The sequence below is a fragment of the Sphingobium sp. Z007 genome (assembly GCF_900013425.1).
Classification (GTDB): Bacteria; Pseudomonadota; Alphaproteobacteria; order Sphingomonadales; family Sphingomonadaceae; genus Sphingobium.
Map to the genome: position 1 here is coordinate 1289362 of NZ_FBXK01000005.1, position 20453 is coordinate 1309814.

The following is a 20453-nucleotide window of genomic DNA, read 5'->3' on the forward strand; positions in this document are numbered from 1 at the left end:
GTGGAAAAGAGCCGGCCTCTTGGAGGCTGGACGCGCCTTTATAGCGGGATGGCGTCAAGGGCAAGGGGGTGGCGTCCCGGCGCTTAACTTCGCACTTTTCCCGCTCGTTTCGTCAAGACATTTCCTATGTAGGAAATATTGTGTCCGATTAGCTAGGGTATTGCCGCCTGCACAGGGAAGCGCTGTGTCAACCCGGATAACAGAAGCGACCTTTGTAGGAAAGGTCAACGGCGCGTCAGCAGCGGATAGGGGTTGATCGCGCGTCCGCCATACCAGGGTTCGTCCGGCTGCATGACGTGTACCGCGAAATGGAGGTGCGGGGCGGAAGGGTCGGCATTGCCGGTGCTGCCGACGGTGGCGACGGGCTGGCCGCGGCGCAGCATCTGTCCTTCGTGAATGCCCGGCGCATAGCCATCGAGATGGGCGTAGTAATAGAGCAGCCGTCCATCAGGCGAGCGCTGATAAAGAGTGCGGCCGCCATCCTCGCTCCAGAAAATCTTGTCGATACGCCCGGCGGTGGCGGCCAGCACCGCCCTGCCCCGCGCCGCCATGATGTCGATCGCATCATGCGGCCTCGCGCCGCCCGCGCGCGCTTGCGTGAACGTGTCACTGAGCGCCGAGGCTGGTACGCCTTCGACCGGGATCAGCAACGGCTCGTTGTCAGCCGGGCCACCGGCCCGTGACGCAGGCGCGGATGGCGCGTCACCGGGCACGATCCGCACGCAAAAATGGGCGAAGACGACGCAGAGCAGCAGCGCCAATGCGATGCTGCCCCACAGTCGCGGCCGCCTCATGCCTGAAACTTCGCCTTCACCCCGCTCTTCACCATCTGGGCCAGGCGCGCCGCGTCCCAATTGGTCAGGCGGATGCAGCCATGGCTTTCGGTGCGGCCAATCGTCTGCGGTTCCGGCGTGCCGTGGATGCCGTAATGGTCCTTCGACAGGTCGATCCACACCACACCGACGGGGCCGTTCGGACCGGGTTTCAACACCGCCTTCTCGTCCTTGGACGATGCGTCCCAGAAGAGATCGGGATTATAGTGGAACACAGGATTGCGGCTGACACCCTTGATCGTCCATTCGCCCAACGGCAGCGGATCATGTTGCGATCCGGTGGTGACGGGGAACTGCGCAATCAGGCGGTTTTCGGCGTTATAGACCTTCAGCAGCCCTTCGGATTTGTCGACCACCAGATGGTCCGCCTGCGGCTGGTCTTTCGCGACGCCCAGGCTGGCGAGCGTTTCGCCCCAACCGCGTTCGTCGCCCTCGATCGTGGCAACCGGCTGATTGTCGATCGCTGGCACACGGATGTTCGTGCCCGCGCCGACTTTTGTATCGGGCGCGTTAAGCGCTATCAGCGCTTCGGGCGTGGTGTGGAAGCGTTCGGCGACCTTTTCCAGCAGGTTGCGATAGGTGAGCGCAGGCAGCTTCGCCTGTTCATTAAGATTGCCGCGCGGCAGGTCGAAGAAGGGTCCGCGGGCGAAATCGTCCGGGATCTTCACCAGATAGGTCGTCGGACGCGGCTCCCCTTCCAGCAGCGCGGCAGCGGTCTTCTGGTCATATTCGCCCGTCACCGGCAGTTTGTTCGCTTCCTGAAAACCACGCAGCGCCGCCTTGAAGCTCATACCATCCTTGCCGTCGAGCACGCCGGGCGAAAACCCCGCGCGATCGAGGGCGACCTGCGCCATCAGAAAGCGATTGGGTTGCTGCGGATTTTGCTCCTGCACGACCTGGAAGGCGTAGGCGTCGCTCTTGACGGCGGCAGCGGCGCTGGCCGCGTTGGCGGGCTGAGCCGCATTACCCGCAGGTGCGCTGCTATTGGCGTCGGTAACGCTGACATTGCAGGCGCTGCACAGCAAGGCGACGAGCAACAAATGGTTTTTCAAGGCGGTTCTCTCCGTTCAGAAGCAAAGAGAACGCGCGAAGGCGCGGAAAGCTGCGCCGGATCAGCGCGGCGGCGGCGGCTTGCTGGCCAGCACTTGGGCAAAGGCCGCGACGCCCGCCTTCGGACCATCGGGATGGCTCCACACCGCGCTGCTGACCGCCAGAAAATCCGCGCCCGCAGCGACCAAGGGCGCGGCATTCTCCGCAGTTACCCCCCCGATCGCTACGCAGGGCAGTTCGAACAGCGTCGTCCACCAGCCCAGGATCGAGGGCTCCGCGCGGTGGAGCGTTTCTTTCGTGGTGGTGGAATAGAAAGCGCCGAAAGCGACATAGTCGGCCCCCGCCTCGCCCGCTTCCATCGCCAGATGGCGGCTGTCGTGGCAGGTGACGCCGATCTGCACCTTTGGCCCCAATTGCGCGCGCGCATCGCGCGGGTCGCCATCCTCCTGCCCCAGATGGACCCCGTCCGCATTGAGCCGCTTGGCCAAACCAATGCTGTCATTGACGATGAAGGCGACCTCCCGCTCCGCGCACAGCGCCTGGATCGGCGGCGCGAGCGCGGCGATGGCGTGATCGTCGATCCCCTTGAGCCGTAATTGGAACGCCGCGACGCTACCGCCGTCGAAAGCCGCGGCGAGTTGATCGAGGAAATCATCGCCAATGGCCGGCGGGGAGATCAGATAAAGCTGGCAGGCGGGACGGAAGCCCGGCTGGAACTGGTCGGCGAAATGCGGATCGAGCGCCAGCTCTTCATCGGTGAAATCGGTCATGCGCGCTTTATAGTCATTCGTGGCGATAGGCCAAGGGCGACGAAGCTGGAATGAAATGCATCATCCCTAATCCGTTCTGCCTGAGCCTGTCGAAGCCCCTTCCTTCTTCAAAGAAAGAGAAGCCCTTCGACAGGCTCAGGGCGAACGGGGATAGGACGGCCATAGAAAAGCCGGGCAGATATATGCCGCCCGGCCTTATTCAAATCACGCCGCGACCGGCTGCTTGGCGGTAGAGGCGGCGTGGATCTCGTCGATCGCTTCGCCCAGCGACGCGTTGAACTCGTCGTCGGTCATCTGGTGACGCAGATCGTTGAGCAGCGCGCGGCTGAAGCTGGCGATGATGCCGCGATTCTTGGCCAGTTCGATACAGGCTTCGGGACGGGCGAAACCACCCGATAGGGCGACGACGCGCAGCACCGCGGGATGATCGACCAGCGGGTCGAACAGGCCGGCCTTGGCGGGCAGCGACAGCTTCAACATCACCTGAACGCCTTCGGGCAAGGCATTGAGATACTTGAGGATTTCCTCCAGCAAAATCTGGTCGGCCTCGGCGCGTTCGGGCGACTTGATGTTCACTTCCGGCTCGATGATCGGCATCAGACCGGCGGCAAGCACCTGGTTGCCGATTTCGAACTGCTGCGCGACCACGGCGGCGATGCCTTCGCGATTGGCGAGGTTGACGACCGAACGCTCCTTGGTGCCGAATACGCCCAGCGCCTTCGACCGATGCAGCAGAATGTCGAGATCGGGATTGGGCTTCATCAGTTGCACGCCGTTCGCTTCCTCCTCCAGACCCTTGTCGATCTTGATGAAGGGCACCACGCCGCGCTCCAGCAGCGCCTGCGGGGTGGGCTTGCCATCGACGGTGCCGTCCATGGTGCGTTCGAACAGGATCGCGCCCAGCACCTTGTCGCCGGTGAAGGCGGGCGAGGTGATGACGCGGCTGCGCATCGCGTGGATCAGGCCGTACATTTCTTCTTCGCTGGACCAGGCGTCTTCTTCCACGCCATAGCCCTTTAGCGCCTTGGGCGTCGACCCGCCGCTCTGGTCGAGCGCGGCGATAAAGCCTTCACCCGTTGCGATCTTTTGCTTCATATCCTGATCCAGCATCTGCACATACCTTCCCTTGGGCGCCGCCCCCTGGCGACGCGAAAATAGACTATCGACAGACGCTCGACCATCTGCCGGCCGGGTGCGATTTGCCATATATCGCCGGTCTTTGGGCTGGTAGCCAGTCCCATGCCGCGCCGCAAGGGGCCTGCTGATCCCCCGACGGCGCGAAAAGCGGTCGGTCGCTTCGGATACGCTGCATCGCACCATGAATCTCACCGCGCCGGGTTGAAAGGTTGCGGATTGCGACCCATAGGGCAGGCATGACCAGCCTAGCGACCGACAAACCCGCCGACCTCTCTCCCGCCGCCATCCTGCTGATGGCTGTCGCGTGCGGCGTGATTGTCGCCAACCTCTATTATGCCCAGACACTCATCGACGTAATCGGGCCGGAAATCGGCATGTCGCCTGGTGTCGCGGGCCTTATCACGACGCTCACTCAGCTAGGCTATGGCGCGGGTCTGTTCCTGGTCGTGCCGCTAGCCGACCTGTTCGAAAACCGGCGGATCGTCCTGATGTCGATCACGGCCACCATCATCGGCTGTATCGCCATCGCCCTGTCCAGCGGGCCGACCAGCTTCCTCATCGCCTCCATCCTGACCGGCGTCGGCGCCACTGGCGCGCAGGTGCTCGTCCCCCTCGCCTCGCACCTCGCCGCACCGGAAAAGCAGGGCCGCGTGGTCGGCACGGTGATGAGCGGACTGCTGTTCGGCATCATGCTGTCGCGCCCCATCGCCAATTTCCTAGCCGGGTCGGTGGGCTGGCGAGCGACCTTCATCGTTTCCGCGGTCGTGATGGCGATGGTGGGCGTGGCCCTGCTCGCCGCCTGTCCGCAGCGAAAACCCCAGGGCGGAATGCATTATGGGGCGGTGCTGGCATCGACCTTCGCCCAGTTGGTCAAGCATCGCGTCGTGCGGATGCGCGCATTCTATCAGGCGGCGATGTTCGCAGCGTTCAACCTGTTCTGGACCGCCGCGCCCCTCGCGTTGGTCCATGAATTTCACCTGGGTCGCACCGGCATCGGCGCCTTTGCCCTGGCCGGGGCTGGCGGCGCGCTGGTGGCGCCGATCGCGGGATGGATGGCCGATCGCCGCCTGACCCGGCCTGCCTCACTGATCGGGTTGATCGGACTGACGGGCGGCTTCTTGCTCTCCGACTGGACCGTGGCGGCGGGTAGCCTGATCGGCTTCACGATCATGGCCGTATTGATCGACGGCGCGGTGCAGATGAGCCAGATTACCGGACAAAAGCTGATCTTCTCGCTCGATCCCCATGCGCGCGGGCGGATCAATGCCGCTTATGTGACCGTAATGTTCCTTGTCGGCGCGCTGGGGTCGGTGATCGGCTCGGTCAGCTACGAAGCGGGCGGCTGGAGCGTGAGCGCGCTGGCGGGCGCGGCCATTGGCGGCGTCGCCACTTTGGGGTTCCTGCTGTTCGACCGAGGCGCCAGCGTCGCGCGCTGACGCCCCGCTTGCTATCGGATCAGGCCGTCAGCGCCTTGACGCCGGGCAGTTCCTTGCCTTCCATCCATTCCAGGAAGGCGCCGCCGGCGGTCGAGACGAAGGTGAAGTCGGCCGCGACGCCCGCATGATTGAGGGCGGCGACGGTATCGCCACCGCCAGCGACGGACGTCAGCTGCCCTTCCCTGGTGAGCGCCGCCGCGGTCTTAGCCAGCGCCACGGTCGCCGCGTCGAACGGCGCCATTTCGAACGCGCCGAGCGGGCCGTTCCACACCAGCGTGCGGCAGTTTTTGAGAACATCGGCCAGCGCCTCGACGGCGGCAGGGCCAACGTCCAGGATCATCTCGTCCGCCGCGACCTCATGGACGTTGCAGGTGCGTAAGGACGCGGGGTTGGCTGCAAATTCCTTCGCCACGACCACGTCGTAGGGCAGATGGATGATACAGCCGGCCGCTTCGGCCTTGTCGAAAATCGCTTCGGCCGTGTCGCTCAAATCCTTTTCGCACAGCGATTTGCCGATATCGACACCGCGGGCATAGAGGAAGGTGTTGGCCATGCCGCCGCCGATGATGAGATGGTCGACCTGGGTCACCAGATTGTTGAGCACGTCGAGCTTGGTGGATACTTTCGCGCCACCGACAACCGCCGCGACCGGCTTCACCGGCTCGCCCAGCGCCGCCTGGAGCGCGTCCAGTTCCTTTTCCATGGAGCGACCGGCAAAAGCGGGCAGCTTGTGCGCCAACCCTTCGGTCGAGGCATGGGCGCGGTGCGCGGCGGAAAAAGCGTCGTTGACATAGAGGTCGCCGATCGCGGCCATGGCTTCCGCCAGCGCCGGGTCGTTCTTTTCCTCGCCAGCGTGGAAGCGGGTGTTTTCGAGGATCGCGATGTCGCCGGGGCGCATCACCGCGATGCCGTCGACCGCCGCTTCACCCTGGCAATCGGGGATGAACTGCACTTCGCGGCCCAGCACGGCGGAGAGCGGGCGGGTGATCTTGGACAACGAAAACTCGGGGTTCTTCTGGCCTTTGGGGCGGCCGAAATGGGCGAAGATCAGCACCTTCGCGCCGCGGTCGGCCAGTTCCAGCACGGTCGGCATCGCCGAACGCAGGCGGGTATCGTCGCTGACCGCGCCGTCCTGCATCGGCACGTTCAGATCTTCGCGCACCAGCACCACCTTGCCGGTGATGTCGCCCATGTCGTCGAGCGTCTTGAACGGCTTGGTCATGTATTTTCCCCTGAATACTCAGCCCCGTTCGGGCTGAGCCTGTCGAAGCCCTGCACTTCTTTTCAAGAAGAACAGCCCTTCGACAAGCTCAGGGCGAACGATGGTTAGCCCGTTCGTTAGATTATAGAAACTTCGCGACGACGCCGGTGGTGTCGATCATGCGGTTCGAAAAGCCCCATTCATTGTCGTACCAGCTGAGCACGCGGACCAGCTTGCCGTCGACCACGGCGGTTTCGAGGCTGTCGACGGTCGAGCTGCGCGGATCGCCATTATAGTCGATCGAGACCAGCGGTTCATCCGAATAGCCCAGCACACCCTTGAGTGGACCATCTTCCGACGCCGCCTTGAGCAGGCCGTTAACCTCGTCCTTGGTAGTCGGGCGGCTGGGAATGAACTTGAGGTCCACGACCGAGACATTGGGGGTCGGCACGCGGATTGACGAACCGTCCAGCTTGCCCTTCAATTCGGGCAGCACTTCGCCCACCGCGCGGGCGGCGCCGGTGGAGGTCGGGATCTGCGAAAGGGCGGCGGCGCGGGCGCGGCGCATGTCGCTGTGCAGCTGGTCCAGCGTATTCTGGTCGTTGGTGTAGCTGTGGATCGTCGTCATGAAGCCGCTTTCGATGCCAATGGCGTCGTTCAGCACCTTGGCGAGCGGGGCCAGGCAATTGGTGGTGCAGCTAGCGTTCGAAATGACGATGTCCTCGGCGGTCAGCGCGTCATGGTTGACGCCGAACACGACAGTGCGATCGACATTGGTGCCGGGCGCGGAAATGATGACGCGCTTGGCGCCGGCGGTCAGATGCGCGCTCGCCTTGTCCTTGGTGGTGAAGATGCCGGTGCATTCCAGCGCGATTGCGACGCCCAGCGCTGCGTGCGGTAGGTTGGCGGGGTCGCGCTCGGCGGTCACCTTGATCTTCTTGCCGTCGACAACCAGGAAATCGCCATCGACGCTGACGTCGCCGGCCCAGTTGCCATGCACGGAGTCGCGCTTGAACAGCAGGGCGTTGGACTTGACGTCGCCCAGATCGTTGATGCTGACCAGTTCCAGATCGTGGTCGGTGCGCGAGAGGATCGCGCGCGCCACCAGGCGGCCGATACGTCCGAAACCGTTAATTGCTACCTTCGTTGCCACTGCACTAGCCTCCTTAAGGTGTTGTTATTGTATCAGTTGTTGAGCGCGGCCACGATCCGCGGCGCGATCTTTGCGGGCGTCAGGCCGAAATGATCGTATAGCGCTTCCGCCGGTGCCGACGCGCCGAAGCTGTCGATGCCAAAGCGCAGGCCCGCAATGCCGGTATGCCGCTCCCAGCCGAAGGTCGTACCCGCCTCGATCGACGCGCGCAGCACATGGTGGGGCAGCAGATCGTCCTTGTAGGACTGCGGCTGCGCTTCGAAATGCGCCCAGCTGGGCATGGACACGACGTCCGCGCCGATGCCCTGTTCTTCCAGCAGCTTGGCGGTATCAACCGCTATTTCGACTTCAGATCCGGTGGCGACGATCACCACCTTGCGCTCAGCCGTCGCGCCGACCAGGCGATAGGCGCCCTTGGCAGACAGGTTTTCGCTCTTTTCGGTGCGCAACTGCGGCAGGTTCTGGCGGGTCAGCGCCAGCACCGACGGGCCGGTCGCGTCCTGCAATGCCAGTTCCCAGCATTCCGCCGTCTCGACAATGTCGGCCGGCCGATACACGTCCAGGTTCGGTATCATGCGCAGCGACATGACATGCTCGATCGGCTGATGGGTCGGACCATCTTCGCCAAGGCCGATGCTGTCATGGGTCAGGACGTGAATGACACGCTGCTGCTGGAGCGCGGCCAGGCGGATGCCGCCGCGCATATAGTCGGAAAAGACTAGGAAGGTGCCGCCATATGGGATCACGCCGCCATGCAGCGCCATGCCGTTCATGGCGCAAGCCATGCCAAATTCGCGGATGCCATAATAGACATAGCGGCCGGAATAATCGTCCCTGGTCAGCGGGCCGGTCGATTTGGTCTTGGTGTTGTTGGAGCCGGTGAGATCGGCCGAACCACCCAGCGTTTCGGGCAGCAGATCGTTGATGGCGCCTAGCGCCAGTTCGCTCGCCTTGCGGGTTGCGACTTTCTGCGGGTTGGCGATCAGGCTGTCGATATAGGCGGTCAGCGAGAAGTCGGCTGGCAGTTCACCGGCCATGCGGCGGGAAAATTCCGCGCTGTCCTCGCTTGCCGCCAGGCGCGCTTCCCACGCAGCGCGAACGTCCGCGCCCTTGGCGCCGATGGCGCGCCAGGCGGCGGCGATGTCTTCGGGGATGACGAAAGGTTCATCGGCCCAGCCAAGGAACTCACGGGCGGCGGCGACTTCATCGGTGCCCAGCGCGGAACCATGGACACCCGATGTGCCCGCCTTGTTGGGCGACCCATAGCCGATCTTGGTCGCACAGGCGACGAGCGAGGGACGCGGATCGGCGACCGCTTCCGCCAGCGCGCGGCGCACGTCGGCTACGTCATGGCCGTCGCACGAGACGACATGCCATCCGGTGGCGACATAACGAGCGCGCACATCCTCGCTGCTCGACAGATCGACAGCGCCGTCAATGGTGATCTTGTTATCGTCCCACAGCACGATAAGGCGGCCGAGATTCAAGTGACCGGCGAGGCCGATCGCCTCATGATTGATGCCTTCCATCAGGCATCCGTCGCCCGCGATCACCCAGGTCCGGTGATCAACCAGCTCGTCGCCATATTGCGCGTTCAGATGCCGCTCGGCGATCGCCATGCCGACGGCGGTGGCGAGGCCCGACCCCAGCGGGCCGGTGGTCGCTTCCACGCCGGCCAGTTCGAAATTTTCCGGGTGACCGGCGCAGGGGCTGTGCAGTTGGCGGAAATGAGCGATGTCCTCGATCGTAGGACGCGCATAGCCGGTCAGGTGCAGCAGGCTGTAGATCAGCATAGACCCATGGCCCGCCGACAGCACGAAACGGTCGCGGTCGGGCCATTTGGGCTGGGTCGGATCGAATTTCAGATAGTCGCCGAACAGCACCGTCGCCACATCCGCCATGCCCATCGGCATGCCCGGATGACCGCTATTGGCGGCCTGCACGGCGTCCATGGACAGCGCCCGAATGGCGTTGGCGAGCGACTTTTCCGAAACTGTCATCTGGGGCGGGCATCTTTCCTGAAACATGCAAAAGACCACGCCCGCGCGCATGCAGGCGAGTCGAGATTGCGCCCCCTTTGTCGCGTCAAGTCCCATGCGTCAACCGCAGCGGCGGCGCGATGCGCGGGAACAGCGCCGTAATCGGCCAGAAAGACTGCTTTTGCATGGCCCCGACTTTCGCTATGCATAGGCGATGGCAAGCGACCGCATGATGCAGGCGATCGGCACGTTGGAACGTGCTGTGAGTCGGCTTGAACAGGATGTGGCGGCTATGGCGGATAGCGCCCCGGCCACCCCCCTTCCCGCTTTGGACCAGGGCGCCGCGCGCGCCGCGCTCCGATCCCTCGATGATCTGATCGATACGCTGAAAGGTAGCGCTCATGGCTGAAACAACGCTGGTGATCGCCGGACGGCATTATGCGATCCGCTGCCGTGATGGCGAAGAGGCGCATCTGGGGCACCTCGCCACGTTGATCGAGGACAAAGCGCGCGTGGCGCAACAAAGCACACCGGGCCTGACCGAGGTGCGCACATTGCTGTTCGCCGCGCTCTTCCTGGCCGACGAACTGAATGACCTGAAGCGCGACGCGGCGGGGCGGCAGGCGCAACTGAAACTGGACGCCGACGACGAACCGAGCGCTCGCGCGATCGAGGCGTTGGCCGGGCGCATAGAAAAGCTGCGCGAACGACTTGCCGCCCGGACCGCGAACGCCTAGATTGGCACGGACGGGTTCTGCCTGGTACGAGCTTTAGCGAACATCCCTGAGGCGATAATCACATCCAAGGGGGCTGTCCCTGGGCGGGCTCAGGCCCGTTCTACATGGTCCCCACCTGACGTTGAGGCGTCAGAGGATATTCCAGCACACGGCCAAGGTGGTCCCGTCACCCTCCCTGCCCCCGCCCTTTCCAGAAGGTCATGATGCGCGACGATATCTCCGCCGCCGACAAGTCCACATTGCGCGCCATCGCGCGACAACGGCGCAGCGCTTTCGTCATCACGCTGGACCCGCTGGCGCATCGACTGGCGTTCAAGGCGGTGCCATCGCCCCTGGCACGCCGGATAGCCGATGCGCAGGTCGTGGCGCTTTATATGGCGGTGGACGACGAGGCCCCGGCCCAGCGTATGGCGGCACAGTTGCAGGCCCTGGGCAAGACCGTCGCGTTGCCCCGCGTGCTCGACCGGCTGGGCAGCATGGATTTTCTGGCCTGGCGACCTGAAGATCACCTGGTCCCCGGCCTGTTCCGCACCAGCCATCCCGAACCCGGCGATGGGCCAGTGACGCCCGACATCATCATCGCGCCGCTGGTGGGGTTCGACCGGGCGATGAACCGGCTGGGCCAGGGCGGCGGCTATTATGACCGCGCCTTCGCCCGTTTTCCCGATGCGCTGCGCGTGGGCATCGCTTGGTCGGCGCAGGAGATGGACGCGGTGCCCGCCGATCCGTGGGATCTGCCGCTGGACATCATCATGACCGAAGTCGAACTGATCGAAGGACCGGACCTATGAGCATCGACCCGCGCCATTACCATCAGCCCAGCTGGCGCAAGCCCGCTGGGATGTTTGCGATCGTCGGGCTGATCGCGCTCTGGGCGGTGCTGGTGGGCAGCCTGTCGGGCCTGATCGGCGCACTGCCGATGTGGGCGCAGGCGCCACTCTATGTGGTGCTGGGGATCGTGTGGATCTGGATATTGCCCTTGAAGCGCTTGCTCGCCTGGATGGAAACCGGGCGCTGGCGCTGAAATCCTTCCCATCGCTTATTCTAAGCGATGGCGCGAGTGACGGGGCTCGAACCCGCGACCTCCGGCGTGACAGGCCGGCACTCTAACCAACTGAGCTACACCCGCGTAAGGCGCTGGCATCCTTGCCGACCCCCGGAGGAGCCGCCAGACGATGCCGATCTGGGAAACATCACTCTCCGGTCAGGGAGAGTGGCGCGAGTGACGGGGCTCGAACCCGCGACCTCCGGCGTGACAGGCCGGCACTCTAACCAACTGAGCTACACCCGCGCAGGGTGGCATCTTTTCGTGATCCTTTCGATCACCAGACGATACGGCCTGGAACACCATTTCCACTCTCCGGTCAAGGAAAGTGGCGCGAGTGACGGGGCTCGAACCCGCGACCTCCGGCGTGACAGGCCGGCACTCTAACCAACTGAGCTACACCCGCGTTTGGTGTGGAAGCGCCGTCTATGAGCGTCCTGCGATGCTGTCAACCATCCGCAACGGGACTTTCCGCTTTCTCGTCATTTTCTTTGCGCGGGGCGACCGTCAACGTCCCCTGCTCGAACAAGAAGCCCGCAATATCGGGCGTTCCCGCCGCCTGCACCACGGTCTGGATGATGATAAGCAACGGCACGCCCAGCAATGCGCCGGGCGTGCCCCACACCCAGCCCCAAAAGGCCAGCGACACCAGAATCAGCAGCGGGTTCATCGTCAGCCGCCGCCCCAGCAGCATCGGCGTGACGACATTGGCCTCCACCAGATGGAAGCCGACCTGCAAGCCTGCGGGCAGCAACGCGACATAGACGTCGTCGAACACCATGAGGCCGCCCAGCCCCAGCAGCACCGCGGCGAGCATCGGCCCGAAATAGGGAATGAAGTTCAATAGCGCGACGATGCCGCCCCACATCAGCGGCGAAGGCATGCCGATCAGCCACAACGCGAAGGCAATGGCTGCGCCCAGGCACAGGTTGATGGTGGCGATGGTGATGACATAAGCCGACGTCGCGTCGACCATATTCTGGATCACCCGCGCCACCGCCATGGCCCCATCGAAACTGTCCCGGCTGTTGATCGTGCGCCGCCGCAGCCGGGTCCAGCCGGCCAGGAAGAAATAGATGATGAGCAGCGCAAACACCATCTGGATGATCGCCGAAGGGGCGGATGTCGCCGCGAATTGCAACAGCGAGCGCGGCGCATCGACTGCGGCCGTCTGCGCCGCCGCCACAGGGCCGTTGGCGATCATGCGCACGGTTTCGTCCACGAAGCGCTGGAGATTGGCGTAGAAGTCGATCAGCGGGGCCAGGTTAGCCTGAATCTGCGGCAGGCGCTGGGGCAGGATGCGGAACCAGTCGGTCGCAGGCACAACGATCAGCACCAGCGCCGTGTTGGCGACCACCAGAAAGCCGATCATGGCGATCAATGCGGCGAAGGCGGAAGGCAACCCGCGCCGCTCCATCCACTCCAGGAGCGGAACCAGCGCGATGGCGATCACCAGCGCAGCGGTCAGCGGCAGGAAAAACTCCGCGCCCGCTCTCAGGGCGAATGGCAGCGCCAGGATCAGGCCAATGCCCGATGTCAGCGCGATCGACGCGAGCAGCCGGTCGCGCCGCCGGTTGACCTCTTGCTGGTCGTTCTTCGTCACGCGCGATCGATTCCCTTTTCGTTCCCATCCGATGTGCGCCGACCGCGAAGCAGCGTCAATTTACAAAGGGCGTCATGGCGTCCGGCATATGCGGAAAAGACCGGCTTAACCAAATATTTGCGCGGCTTCGCTAGGGACAGGCGCAGGGGACGCAAGAACGGGGAACAGAATGACGCGGACGCTTTGGGCCTCGGTTCCGATGGCGGCGGCTCTGGCGGTGGGCCTGACGGTTCCGCAACCGGCCGCCGCGCAGCCGGCGATGCGGCTTGGCACACAGACCTTCGTAGAGCGCGTATCGACCGATATCAACGGCCGCCCGCGCCGGACATTGGCGAGCGCCGACAGGGTTGGCCCCGGCGACACGTTGATCGTCATCGTCCACTGGCGCAATGAGGGCGCGCAGCCCGTCCGCGACTTCGCGGTCACCCGCGCCGTCCCGCCCGGCGCACGCCCGGATATCAGCGATCCACATATGCAGGTTTCGGTCGATGGCGGCGGCCATTGGGGCCGGCTGGACCAGCTATGGCTGCCGACGCCGTTAGGCGGTGTGCGACGGGCCGTGACGGAAGACGTGACGCATCTACGCTGGCGACTGACGCAAGCGGTCCAGCCCGGCCGGACCGGACGATTAAGCTATCGCGCAGTCTTGCGTTAGGGGAACCGGGCGACGCCGATGCCGCCCGGTCCGTAATGCCGATCAATCGACGAAGAGGAAGGCGGGTGCCTCCAGCAGCTTGCGCACCGCCTGCACGAAGCTGGCCGCGTCCCACCCATCGACCACGCGATGATCGCAGCTGATCGACAGGTTCATCAGCTTGGCCGCGACGATTTCCTTACCCTTGAAAACGGGGCGCTCGATCACGCGGTTGGGACCGATAATCGCCACTTCCGGCCGGTTGATGACCGGCGTGGTCGCGATACCGCCAAGCGGGCCGAGCGAGGTGAGCGTCAGCGTGGAGCCGGACAGTTCTTCCGACTTCGCCTTGCCGCTGCGCGCGGCGTCGGCTAGGCGGCGAATCTCGCTCGCCAGCTGCCAGACATTGCGGTCCTGCGCGTCGCGGATCACCGGCACCATCAGACCAGCGTCGGTCTGCGTTGCCAGTCCCAGATGCACCGCCCCATGGCGCGTCACCACGCCCGCCTCATCATCATAGCGGGCGTTGAGCATCGGAAAGTCGGGCAGCGCCTTGCACAGCGCGACGATCAGCAGCGGCAGCATGGTGAGTTTGGGTCGATCCCCGCGTCCGGCATTCAGCTGCTCGCGCAATGCCTCCAGCGCGGTGACGTCGATTTCCTCGACATAGGTGAAGTGGGGAATGGCGCGCTTCGATGCGGCCATATTCTCCGCGATGCGGCGGCGCATCCCGATCACCTTGACCTGCTCGTCGGCGCGTTTGGCGGATCGTCCAGCGGGACGATAGCCCTGCCCCTGGCCATAGAGTAGATAGGCGTCGAGGTCCGAATGGCGGACATGCTCGCCGGACGGCTTCACCTGAGACAGGTCGACGCCCAATTCCTTGGCGCGGGCGCGGACCGCAGGAGACGCGAGGATGGGTTGTGCCGCAACCCCGTGCTCCTGCGAAGATAAGGGCACAGAGTCGACAGGTTCGGCTTCTGAAGCCGGAGCTTCTGCCTTCGCAGGAGCACTGGACTTTGGAACCTGCGCCGCTTCCTCGATCATCGCCTCGCCCGGCGTTTCCGCTTCGATCGTCTCCACCGAGGGCGGCGGCGCAGCGACAGCATCACCCTCCACCTCGATCTCGACCAGCATCGCGCCGATCGAAATCTGGTCGCCCGGCTCGCCCGCCAGGCGCACCACGGTCCCGGAAACGGGGCTTTCCATCTCGACCGTCGCCTTGTCGGTCATCATGTCGGCGATCGGCTGGTCTTCTTCGATCCGGTCGCCGACCTTGACGTGCCAGCCGACGATTTCGGCCTGTGCGATACCTTCGCCGATATCCGGCAGCTTGAACGTGAAAAGAGCCATGACTCTTTAGTCCTTCATGATCTTGTTGATGGCTTCGCGGATGCGCACGGGGCCAGGGAAATAGGCCCACTCCAGACTGTGCGGATAGGGCGTGTCGAATCCGGTGACGCGCGCGATCGGCGCTTCGAGATGATAGAAGCAGCGCTCCTGCACCTGCGCCGACAGTTCCGCGCCAAAGCCGCTGGTGCGCGTCGCTTCGTGCACGATCAGGCAACGGCCGGTCTTCTTGACCGATGCTTCGATCGTGTCGATGTCGAGCGGCACGAGGCTGCGCAGGTCGACGATTTCCGCGTCGATGCCCAGCGTCTTGACCGTATCCTCCACGACATGAACCATCGTGCCGTAGCATAATATGGTCAGCGCCCCGCCCGCCCGCGCAATCCGCGCCGTTCCCAGCGGGATGCGGTAATAGCCGGTCGGCACCTGTGCATCCGCGTGCCCCGCCCAGCTCGTCGCGGGCGTATCATAATGGCCGTCGAACGGGCCGTTATAGATGCGCTTGGGTTCGAAAAAGAGGGTCGGATCATTATCCTCGATCGCCGCGATCAACAGCCCCTTGGCGTCATAGGGCGTGGACGGGATCACCGTCTTGATCCCCGAACAATGGGTGAAGATGCCTTCGGGCGACTGGCTGTGCGTCTGTCCGCCGAAAATGCCCCCGCCAAAGGGCGAGCGCACCGTCATCGGCGCGATGAACTCGCCCGCAGACCGGTAACGCAGCCGCGCCGCCTCGCTCACCAACTGGTCGAGCGCGGGATAGATATAGTCGGCAAACTGGATTTCGGGCACCGGGCGCAAGCCATAGGCGCCCATGCCCACCGCCACGCCGATGATCCCGCATTCGGTGATCGGCGTGTCGAACACCCGGTTCTTGCCATATTTCTGTTGCAGGCCCGCGGTGGCGCGGAACACGCCGCCGAAAAAGCCCACATCCTCGCCCATCACGACCACGGTCGGGTCGCGCTCCATCATCACGTCCATGGCGCTGTTGATCGCCTGGATCATGTTCATGTGGATGGTGTCGGCGGTGGTTTCCTGTGTCATGACGTCGCTCACAACCTCTGTTTCGATCGCTTCGCTCACAGGCCCGCCGCCTTCCATTCGTCCAGCATCTGCTGCTGCTGCTCCTTCAAATGCGGCGGCATGTCCTCGAACACATCCTCGAACATGCTTTCCATCGGATGGTGGAGGCCATGACCCAAAATGCCGTTCTTCTCCGCTTCACGCGCGGCGTCGCGGACCAGTTCGGCCAGTTCTTTGTCCATCGCGGCGTGGCGATCCTCGTCCCAGATGCCCAGCGTAATGCAATGGGCCTTTAGCCGCGCGATCGGGTCGCCCAGCGGCCAGAGGCTGCTTTCCTCCGCAGATCGATAGGCGGTCGGATCGTCCGACGTGCTATGGCCTTCGACACGATAGGTGAAATGCTCGATCAGGGTCGGTCCGGCATTGGATCGCGCCCGGTCGGCGGCCCAGCGGGTCGCGGCATAGACGGCCAGGATGTCGTTACCATCGACCCGCAGCCCTGCAATGCCATAACCAACGGCGCGGGCCGCGAAGGTGGTCGCCTCCGCCCCCGCAAAACCTGAAAAGCTGCTGATAGCCCATTGGTTGTTCACCACGTTCATGATGACGGGCGCGCGATAGACGCTGGCGAAGGTGCAAGCCGAGTGGAAGTCGCCTTCCGCCGTCGATCCTTCGCCGCACCATGTCGCCGCGATCCGCGTGTCGCCCCGCGCCGCGCTCGCCATCGCCCAGCCCACCGCCTGGGGATATTGGGTGGTGAGGTTACCGGAGATGGAGAAGAAGCCCGCGTCCCGCGCCGAATACATGATCGGCAGCTGGCGGCCCTTCAGCCGGTCGCCCTTGTTGGAATAAATCTGGTTCATCATGTCGACCAGCGGCCAGTCGCGTGCGAGCAATATGCCCTGCTGGCGATAGCTGGGGAAACACATGTCATCACGCGACAGGGCCAGCGCCGCGCCGATCGACACTGCCTCCTCGCCGGTCGACTTCATGTAGAAGCTGGTCTTGCCCTGCCGCTGGGCGCGGAACATGCGCGCGTCGAAGGCGCGGGTCAGCGCCATATAGCGCAGCATTCGCAACAGCGTGTCGGGCGGCAGCTTCGGGTTCCAGGCGCCTACCGCCGCGCCATCCTCGTCCAGCACGCGGATCAGGCCATAGGCCATGTTGCGCATGTCGCCGGGCTGCGCCGCTTCGTCGGGGCGGGGCGCCGCGTCGGCCGCAGGAATGTCAAAATGGGTAAAGTCGGCGCTTTCGCCGGGCCGCGCGGGCGGCTCCGGCACATGCAGCCGCAGCGGCGGCAGATTGCGTCCCACCTGCCCATCCATGCCGCCTGATCTGGTCGGATCGCTCATCCTGCCTCCTATGGTGCATTGCAATAATATTGCTTAAAGCAGATATTATATTTCAACGCCGCAAAAGGCAAGCCTTGCTGACCCAAATTTCCGTTTCAACTGTCCAGTTCGTTGTCTCGTCAGACGGCGACCGGCGCGGAAATATGGGCTTGCGGCGCATAATCGAGCACGTCGAAATCCTCGATTCGATAATCGAAAATACTCGAAGGCCGCCGATTGATCCGCAATTTGGGTGTGCCGGACGGGATTCGATGCATCTGTTCCTCCACCAGCGCAGCATGGTTCAGGTAGAGATGCACGTCACCGCCCTGCCAGACCACCTCGCCCGGTTCCAGATCGCATTGCTGCGCCAGCATCCGGGTGATCATCGACAGGCCGAAAATGTTGAAGGCGAAGCCAAGCCCCAGGTCGCAACTGCGCTGGAATAGCAGGCCATTGAGCTTCCCGCCCGACACCTGAAACTGATAGGTCATGTGACAGGGCGGCAGCGCCATTTGCGCCACTTCGGCCACATTCCAGCCGGTGAACAACAAGCGGCGCGAACCGGGCGTCGTGCGGATCGCCTGCACCAGATCGGCGATCTGGTTGTGACCCTTGTCCGCCTTGCGATAAAGCCCTTCGCCCGCCGGTTCGTAGCGCGGCCAGTTCACCCATTGCGCGCCATAGACCGGACCAAGATCGCCCCATTGCCGGGCGAAATCATCGTCGCCGACGATTCGCATCTCGAACGTATCGCGGTCGATGTCTTCGCCGGTCGCCTTGCGATAGCTATCAAGCGGCCAGTCGGTCCAGATATGCACGCCCTGGCGCACCAGTTCGCGGATATTGGTGTCGCCGGTCAGAAACCACAGCATCTCACGCGCCGCGACTTTCCAATAGACCCGCTTGGTCGTCAACAGCGGCACCGCATTGTCCGCCAGCGAGAATCGCATTGTCGCGCCCAGGATCGAGCGGGTGCCGACTCCGGTGCGATCAACCCGTCCGTCGCCATGCCGCCAGATATGCCGCATCAGATCCAGATATTGCTGCTCATAATGGGGCGCGGACGAAGAGGCCGTATCGGTCAAGGTGGGTTCCTGCGGATGAATGTCGCCAGACGCTCTAGCCCAGTATCGCGTCCCCGCCAATCGGACCGGCTTACGCAATCACCGTCCAAAAGGGTTCATGTTCCGCTGCCCGCCCGCCAAAGGTCGCGGCATCTTGCGCACATGAAGGACGAACTGGCGCTCACGATTCTGGATGACCAATGGCGACCGCAACGCCTGTTGACGCTGCGGCAGGACTGGCATGGCCTGCTGCATCACCTGTTGAAAGATGAAGGCAGTTGGGTCGCGCTGATCCAGCGGCGCGTCGTCGATGCATCGCCCCTGCCTTGCTGGCATGATGTCGCCCTGACGCGGACCGTCGCGCGCAGCCTGCGCCCACTGGACATGATGCTGGCCGACCATGTCATCCATGCGGGCGAAATGCGCTTCAGCTTCCGCGCGGCAGGGCTGCTGTAACCAGGGCTATGGGGCCTGCAAAAAAAGCGTCATTGCCCGCTTGCCAGTCTCCAAAGCCCCCTCTATAGGCCCACTCCTGCCTTACGGGGCCGCCCCAAAGCGGCTTCGGCATCGGTCGGGGAATAGCTCAGCCTGGTAGAGCACTGTCTTCGGGAGGCAGGGGCCGGAGGTTCGAATCCTCTTTCCCCGACCACATTTTCTAACCATTTCGTCCTCCATGGATGATTTTGAGTCCGGCGTTATTCCGGCGAAAGGCTCCAGGAGCCTTCGCCTCGATCTCATCGATAATCTGCTCGGTGACGGCCAATGCGTTGGTCAGATAGCCCGCCTCGAACGCCGCATAGATGTCGGACGTTTTCGAGTGGACGCGATGTCCGAGCATCATCTGCCCTTCCACCCAGAGCGCCTCACCCAACCGGCTGCGCGCCAGCTTGGCTACCGATCGGCGAATCAGTTTCTGTCCCGTCTCGCCGTCGCGCGGTAGGCGAAGCTCGTCCTGCATTCCCTCGAACGCCGTGCGAATCGAAGCCGGTCCGATATAGAAGCCGACGGGCGCCGCCTTCAGCTGCTCGGCGAACTGATGCGCCACAGGCACGACTGGCCGGTATTTCTTCGTTTGCGGCCGGGCGCGCGGGTTAAGCGCCAACGCCCCGATGTCGGGATACCATTGCCGGCGCGCCGGATCGGTGGACACATCATAGGCGGCGTCGGGCCTGCACCAAGTCGCCACGCTCACGCGCAGGAAGCGCAGCAGAGCCTCGCGATAGGCAAGCTGGCGATCATAGGCCTTGTCGCTCACGCCGGACGCGCGGGGCGGGCGGAGGCAGTAATTGAACATCTCGGCCAGCTTGCTAATGTCGGCGCGGTAGGCCGGCGTCTCGCTCACCTCGTCCGGCTTCTTCGCCTGGAATGCGGCGGCATAGGGCGTGTCTCCCCGGCCATTGGCGTGGTTGATCGCGGCGCTCAGTGCGCGGACCGATCCTTCCACCGTCCCGGCGCTGCGATCGCCCAGCACCTTGCCCGCCGTCGACACAACCGGCACCTCGAAAGCCCAGTCGCGGAAATCGTCTATCCACTCCTCGTTGACCTGGTCGCAGGTGGTGTCGAGACGGTCGGTTTCGATGAGATAGTTGGACACATGCGCCAGCCGCGCCTTGATCGAGGTGAGCGACGGCTTCTTGCGGACCGAGATCAGATAGTTGGACATGGCGTCCACCAGGGCGTGCGGCGGTGCGCCGACGATCAGCTGTCCGCACTGGTCGCAGATGCGCTGGCCGCGCTCCCGCTCTAGGAAGAGGGCGTCGAGCCGTTCCTCGGCTTTCCCGACATCCTGTGTGCGCGTCGAGCGCGACCGGACGTGTCCGCGTTCGGCGTCGTACCAGAAGATGTAGAGGTTGGGGGAACGGAGCGAACCGTCGGACCGCCTGTCCCGGCCGAGCCAGTATTTTGGCCCTCCGAGGCGGGTTGTGCCCCTGGAATAGAGCGGCTCTTCATCGTTCGGGTTACGCATTGTTCTCTCAACATCTTGGCGTTTTCGGTCTGGACGAGGTCGTTGACGCCGATCGCGACAAGCAGATCGAGGTCGCGCGCTTCGAGGCGGATGCCCCGTCCATTGAGGATCGCGCGCTGCATCCTCTCGGCGATT

The 20453-nt window shown here is 63.9% G+C and carries 20 protein-coding genes and 4 tRNA genes; 8 read left to right on the plus strand and 16 right to left on the minus strand.

From position 1 onward, the window contains the following. Nucleotides 1–224: 224 nt before the first annotated feature. The 4 genes from CEQ44_RS14130 to CEQ44_RS14145 all read right to left on the minus strand — a co-directional run bounded on the left by CEQ44_RS14130 (nt 225) and on the right by CEQ44_RS14145 (nt 3763). Entirely contained in the window at nt 225–794 is a 570-nt protein-coding gene (locus tag CEQ44_RS14130) for a M23 family metallopeptidase (protein WP_088184012.1), read from the minus strand. Next, nucleotides 791–1885: a L,D-transpeptidase family protein gene (locus CEQ44_RS14135; RefSeq protein ID WP_088184011.1), complete on the minus strand. Its 1095-nt coding sequence runs from the start codon at nt 1883–1885 to the stop codon at nt 791–793. The genes CEQ44_RS14130 and CEQ44_RS14135 overlap by 4 nt, the downstream gene beginning before the upstream one ends. A gap of 60 nt (nt 1886–1945) precedes the next feature. Continuing rightward, complete coding sequence (thiE, locus tag CEQ44_RS14140) at nt 1946–2653, minus strand: thiamine phosphate synthase (protein WP_088184010.1); 708 nt, start codon at nt 2651–2653, stop codon at nt 1946–1948. A gap of 204 nt (nt 2654–2857) precedes the next feature. Then, nucleotides 2858–3763: a fructose bisphosphate aldolase gene (locus CEQ44_RS14145; protein WP_088184009.1), complete on the minus strand. Its 906-nt coding sequence runs from the start codon at nt 3761–3763 to the stop codon at nt 2858–2860. Between the two features lie 263 nt (nt 3764–4026). On the opposite strand from CEQ44_RS14145, the gene CEQ44_RS14150 reads away from it, so the two are divergent. After that, nucleotides 4027–5226, plus strand: coding sequence for an MFS transporter (locus CEQ44_RS14150; protein ID WP_088184008.1), 1200 nt, complete (start codon nt 4027–4029; stop codon nt 5224–5226). A gap of 19 nt (nt 5227–5245) precedes the next feature. Here CEQ44_RS14150 and pgk read toward each other — a convergent pair whose 3' ends face one another. The 3 genes from pgk to tkt all read right to left on the minus strand — a co-directional run bounded on the left by pgk (nt 5246) and on the right by tkt (nt 9580). Continuing rightward, nucleotides 5246–6448: a phosphoglycerate kinase gene (gene pgk / locus CEQ44_RS14155; RefSeq protein WP_088184007.1), complete on the minus strand. Its 1203-nt coding sequence runs from the start codon at nt 6446–6448 to the stop codon at nt 5246–5248. A 121-nt stretch (nt 6449–6569) separates the two neighbouring features. Further along, nucleotides 6570–7580, minus strand: coding sequence for a type I glyceraldehyde-3-phosphate dehydrogenase (gene gap, locus CEQ44_RS14160; protein ID WP_088184006.1), 1011 nt, complete (start codon nt 7578–7580; stop codon nt 6570–6572). A gap of 32 nt (nt 7581–7612) precedes the next feature. After that, a complete protein-coding gene (tkt, locus tag CEQ44_RS14165; protein ID WP_088184116.1) occupies nt 7613–9580 on the minus strand; it encodes a transketolase in 1968 nt (655 codons plus the stop codon). Nucleotides 9581–9773: 193 nt separating this feature from the next. On the opposite strand from tkt, the gene CEQ44_RS14170 reads away from it, so the two are divergent. From CEQ44_RS14170 to CEQ44_RS14185, 4 genes are all read left to right on the plus strand, one after another. After that, the gene (locus CEQ44_RS14170; protein ID WP_254913708.1) at nt 9774–9968 is read left to right on the plus strand and encodes a hypothetical protein; all 195 of its coding nucleotides are present in this window, start codon (nt 9774–9776) and stop codon (nt 9966–9968) included. Next, nucleotides 9961–10296: a cell division protein ZapA gene (locus CEQ44_RS14175; RefSeq protein WP_088184005.1), complete on the plus strand. Its 336-nt coding sequence runs from the start codon at nt 9961–9963 to the stop codon at nt 10294–10296. The genes CEQ44_RS14170 and CEQ44_RS14175 overlap by 8 nt, the downstream gene beginning before the upstream one ends. 203 nt (nt 10297–10499) lie before the next feature. Then, complete coding sequence (locus CEQ44_RS14180; protein WP_088184114.1) at nt 10500–11087, plus strand: 5-formyltetrahydrofolate cyclo-ligase; 588 nt, start codon at nt 10500–10502, stop codon at nt 11085–11087. Then, nucleotides 11084–11320: a DUF2842 domain-containing protein gene (locus tag CEQ44_RS14185; protein WP_088184004.1), complete on the plus strand. Its 237-nt coding sequence runs from the start codon at nt 11084–11086 to the stop codon at nt 11318–11320. Before CEQ44_RS14180 ends, CEQ44_RS14185 begins: the two co-directional genes overlap by 4 nt. A gap of 28 nt (nt 11321–11348) precedes the next feature. Here CEQ44_RS14185 and CEQ44_RS14190 read toward each other — a convergent pair. The 4 genes from CEQ44_RS14190 to CEQ44_RS14205 form a co-directional block, all read right to left on the minus strand. Next, a tRNA-Asp gene (locus CEQ44_RS14190) sits at nt 11349–11425 on the minus strand. An 85-nt stretch (nt 11426–11510) separates the two neighbouring features. Next, a tRNA-Asp gene (locus CEQ44_RS14195) sits at nt 11511–11587 on the minus strand. Between the two features lie 83 nt (nt 11588–11670). After that, nucleotides 11671–11747, minus strand: a tRNA-Asp gene (locus tag CEQ44_RS14200). Between the two features lie 42 nt (nt 11748–11789). Further along, nucleotides 11790–12944 carry an AI-2E family transporter gene (locus tag CEQ44_RS14205; RefSeq protein WP_088184003.1) on the minus strand — a complete coding sequence of 385 codons (1155 nt, stop codon included), beginning with the start codon at nt 12942–12944 and terminating at the stop codon, nt 11790–11792. 169 nt (nt 12945–13113) lie between these two features. On the opposite strand from CEQ44_RS14205, the gene CEQ44_RS14210 reads away from it, so the two are divergent. Then, complete coding sequence (locus CEQ44_RS14210) at nt 13114–13599, plus strand: hypothetical protein (protein ID WP_373438202.1); 486 nt, start codon at nt 13114–13116, stop codon at nt 13597–13599. 42 nt (nt 13600–13641) lie between these two features. Here the strand turns inward: CEQ44_RS14210 and CEQ44_RS14215 are convergent, their stop codons facing one another. The 4 genes from CEQ44_RS14215 to thyA form a co-directional block, all read right to left on the minus strand. Continuing rightward, nucleotides 13642–14931, minus strand: coding sequence for a dihydrolipoamide acetyltransferase family protein (locus CEQ44_RS14215; RefSeq protein WP_088184001.1), 1290 nt, complete (start codon nt 14929–14931; stop codon nt 13642–13644). A gap of 6 nt (nt 14932–14937) precedes the next feature. Beyond that, nucleotides 14938–15942, minus strand: a complete 1005-nt coding sequence (locus CEQ44_RS14220) for an alpha-ketoacid dehydrogenase subunit beta (protein ID WP_088184113.1) — start codon at nt 15940–15942, stop codon at nt 14938–14940. A gap of 68 nt (nt 15943–16010) precedes the next feature. Beyond that, nucleotides 16011–17306 (minus strand): 3-methyl-2-oxobutanoate dehydrogenase (2-methylpropanoyl-transferring) subunit alpha, encoded by a 1296-nt coding sequence (locus CEQ44_RS14225; protein ID WP_088184000.1) that lies wholly within the window; start codon nt 17304–17306, stop codon nt 16011–16013. 119 nt (nt 17307–17425) lie between these two features. Beyond that, nucleotides 17426–18373, minus strand: a complete 948-nt coding sequence (thyA, locus tag CEQ44_RS14230) for a thymidylate synthase (protein ID WP_088183999.1) — start codon at nt 18371–18373, stop codon at nt 17426–17428. 141 nt (nt 18374–18514) lie between these two features. Here thyA and CEQ44_RS14235 point away from each other — a divergent pair, with 141 nt between their 5' ends. After that, entirely contained in the window at nt 18515–18808 is a 294-nt protein-coding gene (locus CEQ44_RS14235; RefSeq protein WP_088183998.1) for a JAB domain-containing protein, read from the plus strand. A gap of 116 nt (nt 18809–18924) precedes the next feature. After that, a tRNA-Pro gene (locus CEQ44_RS14240) sits at nt 18925–19001 on the plus strand. 6 nt (nt 19002–19007) lie between these two features. Here CEQ44_RS14240 and CEQ44_RS14245 read toward each other — a convergent pair. Then, nucleotides 19008–20318, minus strand: a complete 1311-nt coding sequence (locus tag CEQ44_RS14245) for a hypothetical protein (protein ID WP_254913707.1) — start codon at nt 20316–20318, stop codon at nt 19008–19010. Between the last annotated feature and the right edge of the window lie 135 nt (nt 20319–20453).